The following is a 17735-nucleotide window of genomic DNA, read 5'->3' on the forward strand; positions in this document are numbered from 1 at the left end:
TAACATATAATTGAATGAATAATCATTCAATTTACTCATTGGTATGAATTGTCCTAACACAATTCGGCAGGCAATATAACTCGGCATCAATATGCAGGGATTTCCCGATTGCTCCATTTTGAAAATGGACAGAAGTGCCGGTACAATGGGATTAAACCATCACAGATAGGATGACAGGCATGCGAATCAATAAATTTTTAAGCGAAGCGGGTATCGTTTCCCGACGTGGAGCGGATAAGTGGATCGAGGACGGCCGCGTGATGATCAATGGGCAGCTAGCCGAACTCGGCAGTCGGGTGGAAGAGGGCGACGAAGTACGGGTGGATGGCAAGCCGGTTCAAACGGAAGAGCAGCTGGTCTATATTGCGCTGAATAAACCCGTCGGCATCACCAGCACGACCGAGCGGCATATTGAAGGCAATGTTGTCGACTTTGTCAACCATCCGTTGCGGATTTTTCATATTGGCCGCCTGGACAAAGATTCGGAAGGCCTTCTGCTGCTGACGAATGACGGCGACATCGTCAACGAAATTTTGCGGGAAGAACATGGGCATGAAAAAGAATATATCGTCACCGTAGATCATGCCATTACGGCGGAATTCATTAAGAAAATGGAGTCGGGCGTCAAAATTCTCGGCACAACGACCAAACCATGCAAAGTGAAAAAACTCGGCCCCCGCATGTTCAACATCACGCTGACACAGGGGCTTAATCGCCAAATCCGCCGCATGTGTGCTGCGTTGGGCTATCATGTGCAAAAGCTGCAGCGGATCCGGGTCTTGAATATCCATCTCGGTGACCTGCCCGTAGGCCAATGGCGGGATCTGACAAAAGCGGAATTGGATACGATGTTCAAAATGTTGAACTATACGCCAAAAAGATAGCTGATTATGAGACCTTTCCTGTTACATTGGGAGAGGTCTCATTTTATTTATGGAACCATAGTGGAACTATTAGAGCCCCGGGGAACTCTAATGGCAATCCCCCGAACTGTAAGGGCAACTTCCCGAACTGTCATGGCCCGGGACAAAACTGTAAGGGCTCGAGGAAACTCTAAGGGCAATCCTGCTAACTGTAAGGACAAATACCTGAACTGTCATGGCTTCGCCCGAAACTCTCATGGCATGGAAAATCGTTTAACTTCGTCTATTTTGTTTTCTTCCAACCAATTTAGGGGAATACAAAGAGAGAGTGACCTATTAAGGGAATCTTGTTTACTTGACGAGTGAGGTGGATTCATTGGAGCCTAAAATGGATGAAGTTGAAGTAGCACGTGCACTGATACAAGTACTGAAAGAAGGAAAAAAAGATACCTTCCACGATATTATAAAAGAGCTGGATTCTTATGAGATCGCAAGGCAGTATAAAGATTTGCCCCAAAAACGCCGTCCCTTGTTTTTGGAGTTTTTGACGATAGAGGAATTGACCACTTTATTAAAGTATTTAAACCAAGATGAACAATTGAGTGTCCTTGAAATGATCGGGTACGAACGTGCTACCGACATTTTGGAATTAATGCAGAGCGATGAGCTCGCATTTCTTTTTACCGGGCTTTCCAAGTCCAAGGTGGACCGGTTGATCGCCCATATGAAACGAGAGCAGATGGAAGAGATTTTGCACATTCTGGACTATCCGCCCAAAACGGCCGGGCGGGCTATGAACAACCGCTATATCACGGTGCGGCCGGACGCTACCGTGGAAGAGGCGGAACAAGAGCTGAAAAAATTCCAGCAACTCGCCAAATACCTGAATTATATTTATATCACCAATAAGGACAGAAAGTTAGTAGGAGTCGTCTCATATCGCGACCTGATATTGTCCGATCCCCAATCGCGGATCAGCGAGATTATGACGACGAAACTCGTGAAAGCCGACGTCTTGATGAAACAGGAACAGGTCGCCCGGTTAATTGGGAAATATGACTTCGAATCGGTCCCGGTCGTCGATCAAAACAATGTTCTTCTTGGCGCAATCACCGTCGAGAATGTCTTGGATATCGTCGTACGGGAAGCGAATGAAGACATAGAAATGCTTTTGGCATCGGGTAAATCGATTGATTTCAGAACGAGACCGCTTGTGGCGGCCAAACGTAGGCTGCCATGGCTCCTTCTCCTACTCTTTATCGGCCTCGTATCCGGAAGTATCATTTCGAAGTTTGAAGAGACGTTGGAAGCGGTCGTCGCACTTGCCTTCTTCATGCCGATGATTGCGGGAATGACCGGGAACACCGGGACCCAGTCACTGGCCGTCGTTGTCCGTGGGCTTGTGTCGGAAGATGTCGATATGAAAAAATCGCTGAAATTGCTATTTCGTGAGTTGGTTGTCGGTGTATTGATTGGAATCACTTGTGCAGTTGTCATTTCCATCATCGCCTACGTCTGGCAAGGCAGTTTCATTCTGGGTCTCGTCGTAGGTGCCTCGCTATTGGCGACGTTAATTATCGGGACACTTGCCGGAACAGTCATCCCATTGATTTTGAATAAATTCAAAGTCGATCCAGCGGTGGCCTCGGGGCCTTTGATCACGACGGTCAACGACATTTTATCTCTTCTCATTTATTTTGGAATTGCCACGATGTTCCTGTCCAAATTGACTTGAATCAATAGGCGATGCCGACCCGGTAACCGATATGGCTGCCCGCCAACAATTCTGCAAAAGCAAATTCTGCCGTGTCACCGACCGATATTTGCTTGCCCTCATCCGGCAACACATCCCGTTCGATGCGGTAGGATCCGGTGGGCGGGCCATCAGGTAAGTAGGTAGGACAGACAATCGTCCAATCCAGCCCGGAATTTTGCAACAGCTCAAGCGCTTTATGGTGTTCCTCCGCTGCAAAGGTCAACCGTCGATTGGAATCCCCTGCTTCGTAGCGGAGTAAATCGGGAGTCGTCCGACTTTGCAGGATGCCCGCCGTTCCGATGGTGACGATTCGCCGGACTGCCGACTGCTCCATCGCCCGGATGAAATGGGGAGTCGCTTCTGTCAAAGTTGTCGTCCGATCGGTGCCGAGAGCACTGAAAACGACGTCTGCCCCCTCTATCGTACGGTTCACCGTATCCCAATCACGAACATCCCCTTCATTCACTTGAAGCCGTTCATGGGGTGCCAATTTTTCAGGTGACCGGACGAGCGCCGTTACTTCATGCCCGTCAGCAAGGGCAAGTCGCAACACTTCGCTCCCGACCCGGCCGGTTGCGCCAAATAATGCAATTTTCATTGAATAAACGCCTCCTTCTTCCCTTAACGATACCGGTTTCCAGCGTTAACTCAAGAAAAAAGCCGCCCTTCTTGTCATCTCAAGACAGAGAGGGCAGCTTTTATTTAAATCAAACAGGCTGTGCCACCTTTTGAAGCATCGTTCCTTGGGTCGCCAAATTGGTATGCCAAGAGAACGCTTTTTCAATAACGTGGGGCGTATGACCGCCACGTTGCAGCGCTTCATTGTAATACTCCCGCATTTGCTCGCGGTACAGCGGGTGCATGCAGTTTTCGATGATCAACTCCACCCGTTCCCGTGGAGCTAACCCGCGCAAGTCAGCGTAACCTTGTTCCGTTACAATGACATCGACGTCATGTTCCGTATGGTCGACATGTGTGACGAACGGGACGACACTTGAAATCACCCCGCCTTTGGCGATAGACTTCGTAACGAAAATCGCAAGTCTGGCGTTTCGTGCAAAATCCCCGGAACCGCCAATGCCATTCATCATTTTCGTTCCGGACACATGAGTCGAGTTGACGTTGCCGTAAATATCCAATTCCAACGCCGTATTGATGGAAATCAAGCCGAGCCGGCGAATGATCTCCGGGTGATTCGAAATTTCTTGAGGACGCATGATTAGCTTGTCCCGGTAAGTTTCAAAGTTCTGGAACACCTGATTTGATTTTTCCTCGGACACCGTAATAGACGCACAGGAAGCAAAGCGCACTTTACCTGCATCAATCAAGTCAAATACCGCATCCTGCAACACTTCGGAATAGACTTCCAAATCCTCGAACTCTGAATTGACCATGCCGTGGAGAACCGCATTGGCAACAGATCCGATACCGGATTGTAGAGGTGCTAATTTCTCGGTCAAGCGGCCGGCTTGGATTTCCGCACGGAGAAAACTCAACAAATGCTGTGCCATAATTTCCGTTTCCTCGTCGGGCGGAACGATTGTGGACGGAGAATCGAGTTGATTCGTAAAGACAATGCCTTTCACTCGTTCCACATCAATCGGAATACCAGTCGTGCCGATTCGGTCGTCCGCTTTTGTCAATGGGATCGGGTCGCGTTCACCTTGCTGTCCCGGTGCATATAAGTCATGGATGCCCTCCAAGAGCTCAGAGTGGGCCATGTTAATTTCCACAATAATCGATTTTGCATGTTGGGCAAACGTTAGCGAGTTTCCGACGGAAGTTGTCGGGATGATCATTCCATCTTCCGTAATTGAAACCGCTTCCAGAATGGCGAAATCAATCGGATCAATCACTTTCGCACGGAGCAGCTCCGCCGTATGGGATAGATGATGATCTACAAATAAATGGGCGCCTTCATTGATTTTTTTACGCATCGTCGGGTCGGCTTGAAAAGGAAGCCGCTTATGGACGATGCCGGCTTCTGCAAAGAGTTTATCGATATCAGAGCCGAGGGATGCGCCTGTATATACATTCACCTGAAAGGTTTCATGTTCCGCACGTTCCACCAAAGCCATCGGAACCGCCTTCGCATCACCTGCACGCGTGAAACCGCTTAACGCCAACGTCATGCCATCCTCAATCCAGGAAGCTGCCTCTTCGGGCGTGACAATCAAATTTTGTAACGCTTTACATTGGATACGCTCTAGTTGCTTGTCCATGCTATCTGCCTCTTTCGTTTGTATTGTTTAGACAATTCTATCTAAAACGCTTTCACAAAAGACAATTCATGAATTAAAAAGGACAAATCACAACCGAGGCAGCAACTCCTGGGTTTGGGACAGTTCTTAATCAATTACGCTGACTGAAGTCAAAAGCCTAATAATTTTCTAAAATAACTGGAGTACGATTGACTGACCGGAATCCGGGTGCCGTCTTCCATCGACAGGACAAACGTGGAATGAGTGTCCGGATAGATTTCTTTAATATGATTGACGTTCACGATGTACGAGCGATGGCAACGCACGAAGGAATCCCGTGGTAATAAATACTCAAAGCTTTGCAGTGAATTTTTATGGACGCCGACGATTTCATCCGACACGACAAGCGTTTTTCGATCCTTCACTTCTATATATTGCACCTTCGCAAAAGGCACAGGAACCCAGCCATCTTGGGATTTCACCGTAATGACTGATTTGCCTTCCGTATACGCCGGATAGATGGCAGTGACGCAGCCTTCCAGCTTACCATCCTGCTGGAACGGCACCGCCATCCCATGATACGGTACTCCAAATACATCCCGATTGATGAACTCGGAGACTTTTTGCTTCTCCCGGATCGCTTTGTAGGCGATCGTCCCTTCCCGGACCGGGTCACCCGGTCTAATTTTCAAATCAATCCGCTTGCTAGGCCGATAATAAACATACTCTTCCGTATTGGAAACCGCGATCGAGATTTCATCTGAAAACAACTCTCCGATCACGTCTAACAATGCATCTACGCTAAGCATCTCCATAAGCTGGATCCTCCCCCTACCACAATGTAATTTCACAATAAAGGATGAAAGGGCACAGTCAGACACATCGTCAAGCGTTTCCGCTTCCATCTGGCCCGACCATCTCCGGAGCAGGTTCCGGCACAAATTTCAACACAATGATTCCAATAATGAAAAGAATGACAAGACTGAACACACCGTACGCAGAGCTTCCCGTCAATTGGGCGGTCATGGCAACGAGCAACGGCCCCATGACCGAAGCAAACTTGCCGAAAATATTATAGAATCCGAAGAATTCATTCGACTTCTCTTTAGGTACGAGCTTTGCAAAATAGGAGCGGCTTAATGCCTGGATGCCCCCTTGCGACGTGGCGACCAACATCGCCAATATCCAGAAATCCAGCGTTGTCTTCATAAAGAACGCATAAAAACAAACGATCATATACACGACTATCCCGACATACAGCATCTTCTTCCCGGTGAATTTCTGCGCCAATTTTCCGTAGAGGATGGCAAACGGGGCGGCCACCACTTGCGTGACAAATAAAATGATCAGCAGACTCGTCGCGCCAATCCCGAGATCCGTACCATACGCAGTCGACATGGAAATGATTGTCCCGACACCGTCAATGTAAAAGAAGTAAGCGAGCAGAAATAAAAAGACAGAACGATACGCACGAATTTCTTTAAATGTATTCCCGAGACGGCGGAAACTCCCCGCCAACAAACGAGGTTCCCGCTCGATTGCGTGGATTTGGTGTACATGCCTCGCCATTGGAATAGTGAACATGAACCACCATACCGCGGTAATGAGGAAAGCAATACGACTGCCTCCTGATGTGGAAATCGGAATCATCCCTGCCCCCGCTAGAATAATGATGGCGATACTGATAATGAATGGAATCGTGCTCCCGATATAACCCAATCCGAAGCCGCGGGATGAAATCATATTCATCCGCTGTTCAGTCGTCACATCCACTAAAAAAGCATCATAGAAAATGTTCGCCCCGTGGAAACTGACGGCAGTCAACGTATAAATAATCAGTAGCGGCAGCCACTTATCGGTTGGCACCAAAGCAAGCGATGCAGTAGAAATCGTTCCCGTGGCGAAAAAGAAGAGGAAAAACTTCTTCTTCATCCCCTGGTAATCCGCAATCGTACCCAAAATCGGGCCAATCATCGCCAAAATGAACGTCGCAATGGCGACCGTATACCCGAGATACGCCGTGGAATCAGCAAGGCCCACTCCCGCTTTCGTCGCAACCGACTTATAATACAGCGGAAATACCGCTGTCGTAATGATGACCGAATACGCCGAGTTCGCCCAGTCATACATCATCCAGCTATTTTCTTCCTTGCTATATTTCCTCATTTATCCACCCCTTCTCCAGTTACTATATCTAGTTTACATCACTATATGTCTAAAAATCATAGGAAATTGATATTAAGAGGGGTGGGTGAGTGGTTGCTTCTCGTGGGATATGAGCGTTTCTCACGAATTATGAGCGCGCCCGGAGGGTTATGGGCGGTTCTCGTGAAATATAAGCGCTTGCAGAGGAATATGAGCGCTCCTCCATAGTTATAAGCGGTCCGGGCAGGTTATGGGCGTTCCTCTCGAATTATGAGCGCCCACGTAAGCCTTATGAGCGTTCCACCCCCTCTTTGCAATAAAAAACCGTACCCCGAGCTGCAATTATGCCCGAGATACGGTCCCCCGCCTTACAATGCTTCAAAGATAGCGGCTATTCCTTGTCCGCCACCGATACATACCGCGGCAGCCCCATACTTTTTATTGCGTCTTCGCAATTCATTGATCAAAGCCAAGGAAATGCGCGTCCCGCTAGCGGCTAGCGGGTGGCCGATTGCCACGGCCCCACCGTTGACATTCCCGATTTCCAAATCGAAGCCCAATTCTTTCTGACAAGCCAAGTATTGTGCAGAAAAGGCTTCGTTGATTTCAACCAAATCAAGATCTTCCACTGTCAAATCGGCTTTCTTCAACGCCCCTTGGATGGCCGGGACCGGTCCAATACCCATATACTTCGGCTCCACTCCGACCACATCCCAAGAAACAAGGCGCGCAATCGGTTTAAGTCCGTGCTTGTCCGCATACTCTTTTGACGCGATGACGAGCGCCGCTGCCCCGTCCACCATTCCACTGGCGTTCCCCGGTGTGACGACCCCGTCCTTGACGAACCGGGCAGGCAGTTTCGCCAGTTGTTCCAGGTTCGTTTCCCGAATATGATCATCTTCCGCAATTTCCACCATGCCTTTGCGGGTTTTCACGGAAACCGGCACGATTTCTTCGGCCAGATAGCCTTTTTCCCGTGCTTCATAGGCTCGTTGTTGGCTGGAAAGCGCGTGTTGATCCACTTCTTCCCGCGGGATCTTGTATTTTGCTGCTAAATTTTCGGCGGTTTCTGCCATTGTGCAGCCTGCGTATGTGTCGTACAATCCATCCCAAAGCCAGTCTTCCACCTGAGGACCGCCAAGCGAGTAACCGGAGCGTGCGCCCGGCAATACATGCGGAGTGTTCGTCATGCTTTCCGCGCCGCCGACCAATACGACATCGGCTTCGCCTGTCAAAATATAACGGGCACCTGTCAAAATCGCTTCGACTCCCGTTCCGCAAATGCGGTTGACGGTGAGAGCCGGCGTTTCTTGTTTAAGACCGGCTTTCAACCCGACATGGCGGGCGAAATAGTGTGCATCCTTGGAGGATTGCTGCGCATTCCCGAATACGACTTGGTCGATGTCCTCCACCGGGATGCCTGATCTTTCAATGGCTCCTTTTGCAGCAATAGCCCCTAGTTCAGAAGCCGGTACATCCTTAAACGCCCCGATGAACTTCACAAACGGTGTTCTTGCCCCTTGCAGGACAACTACTTCTCTCATGTTTACACCTCATTTATACGATATACTTTTCTGCCGCGATAACCCGATCCGCCACGCGCCGTTTCGTTTCTACGATATGAATCGGGCTGCTTGTAATGAGACGGGACACAATATTGGAGAAAACCTCCCCGTCTTTAAAGAAATTCACGATATTCAATGTCGCCGTCCCGATCTCCTGCGCCTTTTCATGAATGAAAACCTTCGTGCAATCGATTTTCTGTTCATTTTTCAATTCGCCTTGCGCATGGATCGCCTTTTCCGTCCGCAAGATGACACTTTCCGACACGTAAATGGCAATCGCCAAATCTGCGAGGAATGCGGCAATTTCCTGCTCTTCATTTAACTGCTCCAATCCCGTGGCCTTAATGGCTTTCACCATTTCATGGAATAGCTTCCGGAACAACTTCAGCTTTTGCCGTTCAGTGGCCAGGATGCCATCCGACCCGAATTCTGTTTCCTCTGTGCTCTCGCAACCATTTAATAGAGTGGAAGCGATGAGAATCCGATTGATTTCATTCGTCCCTTCGAAAATCCGGTTGATCCGGGAATCCCGGTATAAGGTTTCCACCTCATATTCAGCCATATAGCCGTAACCGCCGTGGATCTGGACCGCTTCATCCACTACGAAATCAAGCACTTCCGTAGAAAACACTTTATTGATGGAGCAGAGGACAGCAAAAGGTGCAATCGTTTTGGCATAGGAACCGCCCGTCTTCTTGCGCTGTTCGAATGCTTCATTCATGGTGCCTGCCGTTCGGTATAGCTGGCTTTCATTTGCATAGGACTGGATGGTCATATCGGCAATCTTATTTTTCAATAAATTGAATTGCGTCAGTGGGCGGTTGAATTGCTTCCGCTCATTTCCATACGTGATCGCTAATTCCAAAGCCCGTTTTGCCGTTCCGAGCGAAGTCAATGCAATTTTATGGCGTCCCAGATTAAGGACATTGAATGCGATAATATGGCCGCGGCCGATTTCGCCGATGACATTTTCAACCGGCACTTTCACATCTTCCAAAATGAGCGAGCGCGTGGAAGAGCCTTTTAAGCCCATCTTGTCTTCCTCTGCTCCGGTGGACACGCCTTCAATGTCCGATTCGACGATAAAGGCCGTGATTTTTTCAGAATCCACTTTGGCATAGACGATAAAGACGGAAGCAAATGCGGAATTGGTAATCCATTGCTTTTCCCCGTTCAAAATATAATGCGTTCCGTCGTCGGATAATTTGGCGGTGGTCCGTAAACTCATTGCGTCTGTTCCCGAAGAAGGTTCTGTCAGTGCATACGCTGCAATGTTCTCGCCTGATAGCAAGCCCGGCAAGTACTTCTCCTTCTGTTCTTCATTGCCGAAATACGCAATTGGCAAAGCCCCGATGCCTGTCTGGCCGCCGAATGTAATGGAGAAGGAGCGTCCGAGGGCGATATCTTCATTTATGATGGCCGCCGTGATTTTCCCGAGACCCAGGCCGCCGTCTTCTTCCTCAATGTCCGCCATAAGCAGGCCGACATCGCCCGCTTTCTTGACCGCTTTCTTCGTCTCTTCGAACTGTTGCTGTTCGATTTGAGGCAGGATAGGGACCAGGTCGTTTTCCAAGTATTTATTCAGGGCATCTCTCATCATTTGGTGTTCTTCCGTGAAATCTTCCGGGGTAAAGAAGGCTGGTGTGTTTTCATCAGTTATTATGAAATCATTGATATGCTTTAAAGCGGTGGTCATATGGATTCCACTCCTTCCAGATGGGCAGCCAGCTTCTCACGGATGGAGTCAGGAATCGGGACGGCCTTCGGAGTTTCTCCCGCAAAGGATGTCCAGGCACGCAATGTATAGCCTTCCGCGATGAACGTCTCCCCTCTATAGAAACGGTGCGACAGCTTAAAAATCCGGTTTTGCAAGTCCGCCACTTCCGTCTTCACGACAACCTCATCGTCGAAACGGAGCGGTGTTCTAAATTGGCATTTGGACTCCAGCAACGGAACGCCGACTTGCTCTGTTTCCATTAATTCCAATGTAGGATAACCGATGGCCTCAAAAAATTCATGGGTCGCTTCGTCCATCCAGCGATAAAAATTAGGAAAGAACACGATCATTGCCGGATCGGTGTCTCCCCATCTCACTTTAAATCTATAGTCGATCGCCATTTTCATTCCTCCTTATACGCGGATGCTTCCTTCATTCAAGATCTGCTCTTTCACACGCATCTTCTGGATTTTCCCACTCGGGGTCAGCGGAAACTCGTCCGTGAAACGGACATGGTTCGGCAGCTTATAGGTCGCGATTTTACTCTTCAAATAATCCAAAATCTCCTGCTCGGTGCAGGTTTCATTCGGCAATAATTTAATGACTGCGCAAACCACTTCTCCGAGCACTTTATCAGGCAATCCGATGACAATGGCTGTGCCGACTGCGGGGTGCTGCATGATGAGGTTCTCGATTTCCTGCGGGTAAATATTGAACCCTCCACGGATGATCAATTCTTTCTGGCGTCCCACGAAAGTGAGATAGCCTTCCTCATCCACCTTACCTAAATCGCCTGAATAGTACCAGCCTTCGTGGTCCACCACCTTGGCCGTCTGTTCGGGCATGTTGTAATATCCTTTCATATTCGTCACGCCGCGAATTGCAATTTCACCGACTTCGCCTGCAGGGACTTCCACACGGTTGGCATCGACGATTTTAATCTCCACACCCTTGATCGGACGACCTAACGTGTTGAGGATTTTATCTTCCGGATCATCCAGTGCACCTACTGTCGTTGTGGCCGTTTCCGATGTGCCGAATGCTTGGATTAGATTGATATTGAACTTTTTCCGGATCTCTTTCACTTTATCTGGAGAAATGGGGGAAGCCGCCACGACGCCCGCCCGTAACGAAGACAGATCGTATTTGTCGAATTCCTCGAATTCCAGCTCTTTCAAATACATGGTCGGCACCGCTTGCTTGATGGTTCCTCTTTCCTTCTCCGTCACTTCGAAAATGAGCTTCGGATTATATTTTTCGATCAGCACCATCCGGGCCCCTGCCGCCGTCGCGGTGAATAAATTCATGGCTATGCCGAAAATATGGAACAAAGGTGCTGAAATGATGAAGACATCCTTCTCTGTGCATTGGAGCTGATTTGCCCCGACATTACCCGACATGACGCAAGAGCGATGTGTCAGCATGACGCCTTTCGGATCGCCGGTCGTCCCGGACGTATAAAGGATGAGATAGACATCCTCCGCCGGGTCGATCGGCACTTCCGGAACAGTTGGAATTTCTTCCTGAAGCCAGTCCCCAAGGCAATCGATGCGTTCGTCCCAGAATTTCACTCCCACAATGGTCGGAACAATCTTATACGCGTCCTCATATGACATGTTATCTTGGAATTTATCTGTAATAAAAAGAATTTTCGGTGTGGAGTTTCTTAAAATATATGTAATTTCATGCGAACGGTACCCCGGGTTAAAAGGCACGGTAATCGCCCCGACCTTTCCGGCTGCGAACAGCAAGACAGCCGTCTCATACCAATTTGGCAAAGAAACTGCGATGCGATCCCCTTTTTCGATTCCTTTTTTCACTAATACAGCCGCATACCGATCAACGTCCTGTTTGAGCTCCTTATATGTCTTGCGGGGAGTAATGAAATCATAGATCGCTTCGACATCAGGCATTGCGTTGCTTACATATTCGAGTAAACCGTATACACTTACATCATCTCGTTTTTCCAACGGTACCAGCCCCTTTTTCAGATCTATTGGTCCAAGGCTTGCTATAAATGAAACACGGCGGGCGGCTGGATATCCAAAAGCACAGTCACCCGCCGATAGATTAATTAGCGACCCGCATATACCGGTTGGCGTTTTTCAACGAAGGCCGTCAACCCTTCCTTCCGATCCTCGGTCGAGAAGGCATTGCCGAAGCAAGCTGCTTCCACGATCAATCCGGAGTCGATATCGGTATTGCTCCCCGTATTCACCGCCACCTTCACCATTTGAAGCGCAATCGGCGGCTTCGCAGCCAATTTGGCTGCCCACTCTTGTGCGGTCGCGAGTAGCTCTTCTTGCGGGACGACATTATTGACGAGATTCAATTGATACGCCCGTTCCGCACTGATCATGTCACCGAAAAACAGCATTTCCTTTGCGACACCCATGCCCGTGATTTTTTGGAGACGTTGCGTGCCGCCCCCTCCCGGGATGATACCGAGGCCCACTTCCGGAAATGCGAATTTTGCGCGTTCCGTCGAGATGCGGAGGTCGCAGGCAAGTGCCAACTCCAAGCCCCCACCGAGTGCCAATCCATTGATGGCCGCGATGATCGGCTTCGTTGATTGTTCGACTTTCGTAAAGACGGTGCGTGAGATTTTATTCATTTGATTGATACCCGCGAGGTCCAACGATGCCATTTCATTAATGTCGGCACCCGCGACGAACGCTTTTTCCCCGCTACCTGTCAAGACGATAGCCCGTACCTCGTCGTTCTGATCCAATTGGTCAATCAAATCACCTAGTTCTTTGAATACCGCGCTGTTCAACGGGTTGACTGGAGGTCGGTTAATCGTGATTGTTGCCACATAATCTTTGATTTCCACCAATAAATGTTCGTATGTCATCTCTCTGCACTCCTTTATCATTCGTAATCGTAGAATCCGGCTCCCGCTTTTTTACCAACGCGGCCGGCCCGCATCATTTGCTTCATTAACAACGGCGGTGCGAAACGGGTATCGTCAAATTCTTTTTGGAAATACTCCATGACGTAATAACCGATGTCCACACCCGCGTAATCTTGAAGTTCGAAAGGTCCCATCGGATAGTTCAATCCAAATTTTACGGCCTTGTCGATATCTTCCGCGGAGGCGACGCCTTCTTCCAACAGACGAATAGCTTCGATGAAGTGAGGAATCATGACTCGATTCACAATGAATCCCGGTGTGTCTTTATTCACCACGACAGATTCTTTTTTCAATTGTTCTGCAACCGCTTTCAACTGCTCGACTGTTTCATCACTTGTATTGTAGCCACGAACGATTTCGACCAATTTCATCAATTGTGCAGGGTTGAAGAAATGAAGGCCGGCAACACGGTCCGGGCGTTTCGTGGCCGCCGCGATTTCCGTGATGGACATGGAAGAAGTGTTCGTTGCCAAAATGACCTCATCCCGCGTAATTTCATCCAGTTGCTGAAAGACCTCTTTTTTCAAGTCCATGTTTTCGATGACGGCTTCGATGACGAGATCAGCATCCTTGAAATCTTCCATGTTTGTAGTAGTTCGAATTCTACCAAGCGTCGCTTCTTTTTCGTCTTCCGTCATTTTGCCGCGCTCTACACTCTTCTGCATGAAGCCTGCGATCCGTTTCATGCCATTTTCCAGAAAGCGGTCTTCGATATCCCGCAAAATCACATTAAAACCATTCAGCGCTGCCAAGTTGGCAATACCGCTTCCCATGGAACCTGCTCCGACTATCCCAATTGTTTGAATCGCCATGATATACACCTCAATTTTCTAATTTGTATACTCATTATAAAATTCAATCAATTCGAATAGTATCTACAAAGTGTAGGAATACAATCTCGCTTTCCCGTCATTTTCAACGAAAAAAGACAGGCATGCTCCGAAATGCCATCGCATAGAGAGGCCTGTCTAGTATTCCTAAAGCGCCTGTCGCTTCATGTCATACAATTTGTACGCCATCATTAAGTTAAAGCGGACTTCGGAGTCGTTCAGATCAACGCCGAGGAGCTCCTCCACCTTTTCCAGCCGGTAGATGAGCGAGCTGCGGTGGATGAATAGTTCTTCGGAAGTGCTTTTGGCGTTGCCGTTGTTTTGCAAATAGACGCGCAACGTATTCAATAGGTCGATATTCTTGCTTTCCGAGTAGTCGAGCAGAACACCGAGTTGGCTGTCCATGAAGATATCGACGACGGGATGGTCGAGGTGATAAAGAAGCGTGTAGGACCCCAACTCCTCAAACAGCGAATAGCCAATGGACAGGAAACGATTCTGGACGACATTCAACACTTGGAGAGACTGTTCATAGCTAATGTAGTATTGTTCGACCTCGGACACTTTGCTTCCGACTCCCAAATGGACTGTGCAGTGGGTCGGACTTTTGGCAGCCGCTTCTTCTACATTATTATAGAAGGTTCTCCAAAATCGTTTGCGGTTGTCCTCTTCCGCCACCGGGACGATGAATAAATAATTCTCATGGAACGTGGCGGTCAGGATGCCCCGGTATTTAGCCGTAACCCGATCCATGATATATTCCCACGCCAACGTCTTTTTCGCTTTTTGTTCCAGCAGATTAGAACCTTCCAATTCATCCTCGTCCAATGTGATCGACAAAGTCGCGACACGATGCGGCTGATACATATCCCATTGAAATAGATTCGCATATTGCAAGATACTCTTTTCGTCTTCAATCGTTTCCACTAATAACTTGCCCATGAATGTATCTTTCGCCTGTTCATTGGCATCCAGGACGAGTTTTTGTTTAATAAATTGAATGGAGCAGATATTGCGAGCCAATTCAATGGTCAATTGGTCGAATTCATCCAGCTCCTGTCCCTCCATCTGAATCGCCAAATATCCCAATAACGCATTGACGCCATTGATTGGCCAAATGGAAAAATGCTCTCCACCCGAAAGAGTCACCTGGAAACCTTCCACCGTGCTCCGTCTGCTTTCCGCCGCCTCCATAAATTGTTCCAAGACCTCTTCAGAAGAACCTTCCATTCTATAAAACAACGGGCGGAAAAATCGGTCCAATAATATGACAGAGTCCTCGTATAACTGGACGAGCATATCCGCGACGCCTTGGAAACCATCATTGACTACGGTTTCCTTGACGAGCGCCTGTTGATAATCCAGCAGGACTTGCAATCGTTCCCGATGATTTTTTTCAGTTTGGTACAGTTGGGCGTTTTTGAGCAAGATGGCAATATGGTCGCTTAGGAGCTTCAATGATTGCACATCGTCCTCCGTGAACAGCAAGTCCCCTTTTTTATGTTCGACGTGCAAGACTCCGATTGTCTTTAAATCGACAACGATTGGAATACTCAGCTGCAATCCGCCCACTTGCTCCAAAAAAGGAAAATATTCTTTCAAGAAGTTTTTATCTCGTATATCGATTTTCTTCGTATGGGCAAAACATCCAAAAACCGGATATTGGAGATCGAAACACCCTTCACTATCATTGTATAAATAAATGCAGGCCGAGGCGGCATCCGTCCCTTTCGCTGCACGGAGTGTAAATTCCAGGATATTGTCTTCCAAAGACTTATTAATGGACAAGTTCTTACTGATCCATTCGATCCCTTCCACTTTTTTCAGTTGGTGGTCCTTGGCTCTGGCCAGCCCGATCGAGACGGCAACATCCTTTCCGAATTCGTCGAAAATCGTATCCATTTCCAAGAGGGGAATGTATGTAAAAAAACCGATGATGCAAAACCCGTATTTATTGGTCCCATCAATCAAAGGGACGGTGAACCAAGTTTTCACTTCCGATCCATTCAACACTTTGGTCAAGGCACAAGTTTCCGGCCCTTCCGTTTCCTTATCCTTCGTACTATGCGTAAGCAGCCGGGACGAACAGTCTTCAATCCGAAGCGGGAACGACAACCGGATATCCCCCACTTCCCCCGCCCATGCTTTAGGAATGAATTCTCCCGATTCGGCGAGGATGACGCCGACAAAATCACAGTATAATTCCGTTTTGAATGAATTGAGCAAGAACTGGATCGCTTCTTCTTCCGTATCGATTTTGATTAATTGCCGTGAAGTGGTCCGTAAATGATTTTCTAATCGTTGTATGACTTTATTCCTGACAATTCCAGACATGAAATAGTCACCACTCTCCGTCTATTCTCACAATTTAGTGTAACATGTTTCCGAATAATAAAAAGACTATTCCCGATGATTCGAATCAGGAATAGTACTAAGCTTTGGCTATCCTTTGTTGTTCACTTTTGTTTTATAGTTTTTGTAGCCATGGAATTGATCGATAAACGTAAAGTCTTGAGACGTGCGGTTTTCGAAAATGGTATTGCGCAGCAAGATCGTTTCCGGTTGTTCCGCATGGATGATTTCGCCCCACATGCGGGCGCTGTTCTGAACGTAGGCTGTTCTTGGAATACGCTCCTCTTGATATTTCTTAAAAGCTTCCTCCACAGTGCTGCTTTCCTCGACCATATCAGCTAGATAGGCAGCGTCTTCCAACGCTTGACAACCGCCTTGCGCCAAGTATTGCAGCATCGGGTGTGCAGCATCGCCTAATAGCGTCACACGGCCATCTGTCCAGTCATTGATCGGAACACGGTCATACATCGGCCATCTTCTCTGACGTTGGATGAAGGAAATCGCGGTTTGCACAAGCTCGCAAGTTCCCGAGAACACTTCGTCCATTTCTTCCGGCGTGCCCCAGTCGTCCGTTTTCTCGATCTCTTTGCGGTATTGTTTACTTTTGAACACAACCACTTGGTTATACAGCTCGCCGCGGCGAACCGGATATTGAACGAGGTGAAGATTCGGTCCGATCCACATATAAACATCGTCCAAATTTCCTATATTTGTCACCTCTTCCATTGGGATAGCACCACGGTATGCAACGTATTCCGAACAGACCGGCTCGTCATCGCTGAACAGCGGGCGAACTTTGGACCAGATGCCGTCTGCGCCGACAACTGCCATTCCCGTATGGACATTGCCGTTTGCCGCTGTGACAGTCACTTGCTCGCCGTCCTGCTCGGTTTTAACGATGGAATGGTCTGTATGCAATTCGATATAAGGGTTTTCCAAGCAAGCTTCATACAGTGCTTTATGAAGGTCCGAACGGTGCAAAACGATATACGGAGCACCATAGCGCTCTTTATATACATCCCCTAGATCCAATGCGGATAGTTCTTCACCAGTGAACGCATCCATCAATACGAGCCTTTTCGGGAAGACTGCGATATCGTGAATACGCTCCATTACACCGAGGCGCTGCAGCACATTGGTTGCATTTGCCGCCAGCTGGATCCCTGCTCCGATTTCCAAAAAACCAGGCGCTTGTTCCAACACTTTCACGTATTGATTATTTTGCGCAAGACCAAGTGCAGTGGCCAGTCCACCAATTCCTCCCCCGACTACGATGAATGGATTGCTTTTACTATTTCCCATGGGGTTAACCTCCAAGTTGTTAAAATTAGTTACCATGCTAAATGTTGAATAAAAAGAAGGGGGTCCACCTGTCTTTACAAGGGACCTCCC

Annotated in this window: 14 protein-coding genes; 2 read left to right on the plus strand and 12 right to left on the minus strand. The window is 48.2% G+C overall.

Annotated elements, in window-relative coordinates; translation table 11 throughout:
• Positions 1-179 precede the first annotated feature (179 nt).
• Both rluF and mgtE read left to right on the plus strand, forming a co-directional pair.
• Entirely contained in the window at positions 180-884 is a 705-nt protein-coding gene (gene rluF / locus AB1K83_RS08605; RefSeq protein ID WP_413057774.1) for a 23S rRNA pseudouridine(2604) synthase RluF, read from the plus strand.
• Positions 885-1230: 346 nt separating this feature from the next.
• Complete coding sequence (mgtE, locus tag AB1K83_RS08610) at positions 1231-2598, plus strand: magnesium transporter (RefSeq protein WP_413057934.1); 1368 nt, start codon at positions 1231-1233, stop codon at positions 2596-2598.
• Between the two features lies 1 nt (position 2599).
• On the opposite strand, the gene AB1K83_RS08615 is transcribed toward mgtE, so the two are convergent.
• From AB1K83_RS08615 to AB1K83_RS08670, 12 genes are all read right to left on the minus strand, one after another.
• The gene (locus AB1K83_RS08615; protein ID WP_413057775.1) at positions 2600-3217 is read right to left on the minus strand and encodes an NAD(P)-dependent oxidoreductase; all 618 of its coding nucleotides are present in this window, start codon (positions 3215-3217) and stop codon (positions 2600-2602) included.
• 109 nt (positions 3218-3326) lie between these two features.
• On the minus strand, positions 3327-4841 hold the full coding sequence (locus AB1K83_RS08620) for an acetyl-CoA hydrolase/transferase family protein (protein ID WP_413057776.1): 1515 nt from the start codon (positions 4839-4841) through the stop codon (positions 3327-3329).
• 149 nt (positions 4842-4990) lie between these two features.
• The gene (locus AB1K83_RS08625) at positions 4991-5635 is read right to left on the minus strand and encodes a LytTR family DNA-binding domain-containing protein (RefSeq protein ID WP_413057777.1); all 645 of its coding nucleotides are present in this window, start codon (positions 5633-5635) and stop codon (positions 4991-4993) included.
• A gap of 70 nt (positions 5636-5705) precedes the next feature.
• Positions 5706-6986, minus strand: a complete 1281-nt coding sequence (locus AB1K83_RS08630) for an MFS transporter (RefSeq protein WP_413057778.1) — start codon at positions 6984-6986, stop codon at positions 5706-5708.
• Positions 6987-7333: 347 nt separating this feature from the next.
• Positions 7334-8509 (minus strand): acetyl-CoA C-acetyltransferase, encoded by a 1176-nt coding sequence (locus tag AB1K83_RS08635; RefSeq protein ID WP_413057779.1) that lies wholly within the window; start codon positions 8507-8509, stop codon positions 7334-7336.
• A 13-nt stretch (positions 8510-8522) separates the two neighbouring features.
• Positions 8523-10226, minus strand: a complete 1704-nt coding sequence (locus AB1K83_RS08640) for an acyl-CoA dehydrogenase family protein (RefSeq protein WP_413057780.1) — start codon at positions 10224-10226, stop codon at positions 8523-8525.
• Entirely contained in the window at positions 10223-10648 is a 426-nt protein-coding gene (locus AB1K83_RS08645; protein ID WP_413057781.1) for an acyl-CoA thioesterase, read from the minus strand. Before AB1K83_RS08645 ends, AB1K83_RS08640 begins: the two co-directional genes overlap by 4 nt.
• A gap of 12 nt (positions 10649-10660) precedes the next feature.
• On the minus strand, positions 10661-12217 hold the full coding sequence (locus AB1K83_RS08650) for a class I adenylate-forming enzyme family protein (RefSeq protein WP_413057782.1): 1557 nt from the start codon (positions 12215-12217) through the stop codon (positions 10661-10663).
• A 104-nt stretch (positions 12218-12321) separates the two neighbouring features.
• Positions 12322-13101: an enoyl-CoA hydratase-related protein gene (locus tag AB1K83_RS08655; RefSeq protein WP_413057783.1), complete on the minus strand. Its 780-nt coding sequence runs from the start codon at positions 13099-13101 to the stop codon at positions 12322-12324.
• Positions 13102-13118: 17 nt separating this feature from the next.
• Positions 13119-13973 (minus strand): 3-hydroxyacyl-CoA dehydrogenase family protein, encoded by an 855-nt coding sequence (locus tag AB1K83_RS08660; RefSeq protein WP_413057784.1) that lies wholly within the window; start codon positions 13971-13973, stop codon positions 13119-13121.
• 165 nt (positions 13974-14138) lie between these two features.
• Complete coding sequence (locus tag AB1K83_RS08665; RefSeq protein WP_413057785.1) at positions 14139-16325, minus strand: helix-turn-helix domain-containing protein; 2187 nt, start codon at positions 16323-16325, stop codon at positions 14139-14141.
• 108 nt (positions 16326-16433) lie between these two features.
• A complete protein-coding gene (locus AB1K83_RS08670) occupies positions 16434-17645 on the minus strand; it encodes an FAD-dependent monooxygenase (RefSeq protein WP_413057786.1) in 1212 nt (403 codons plus the stop codon).
• Positions 17646-17735 lie beyond the last annotated feature (90 nt).

The organism is Sporosarcina sp. 179-K 3D1 HS, assembly GCF_047228905.1.
Taxonomy (GTDB): Bacteria; Bacillota; Bacilli; order Bacillales_A; family Planococcaceae; genus Sporosarcina.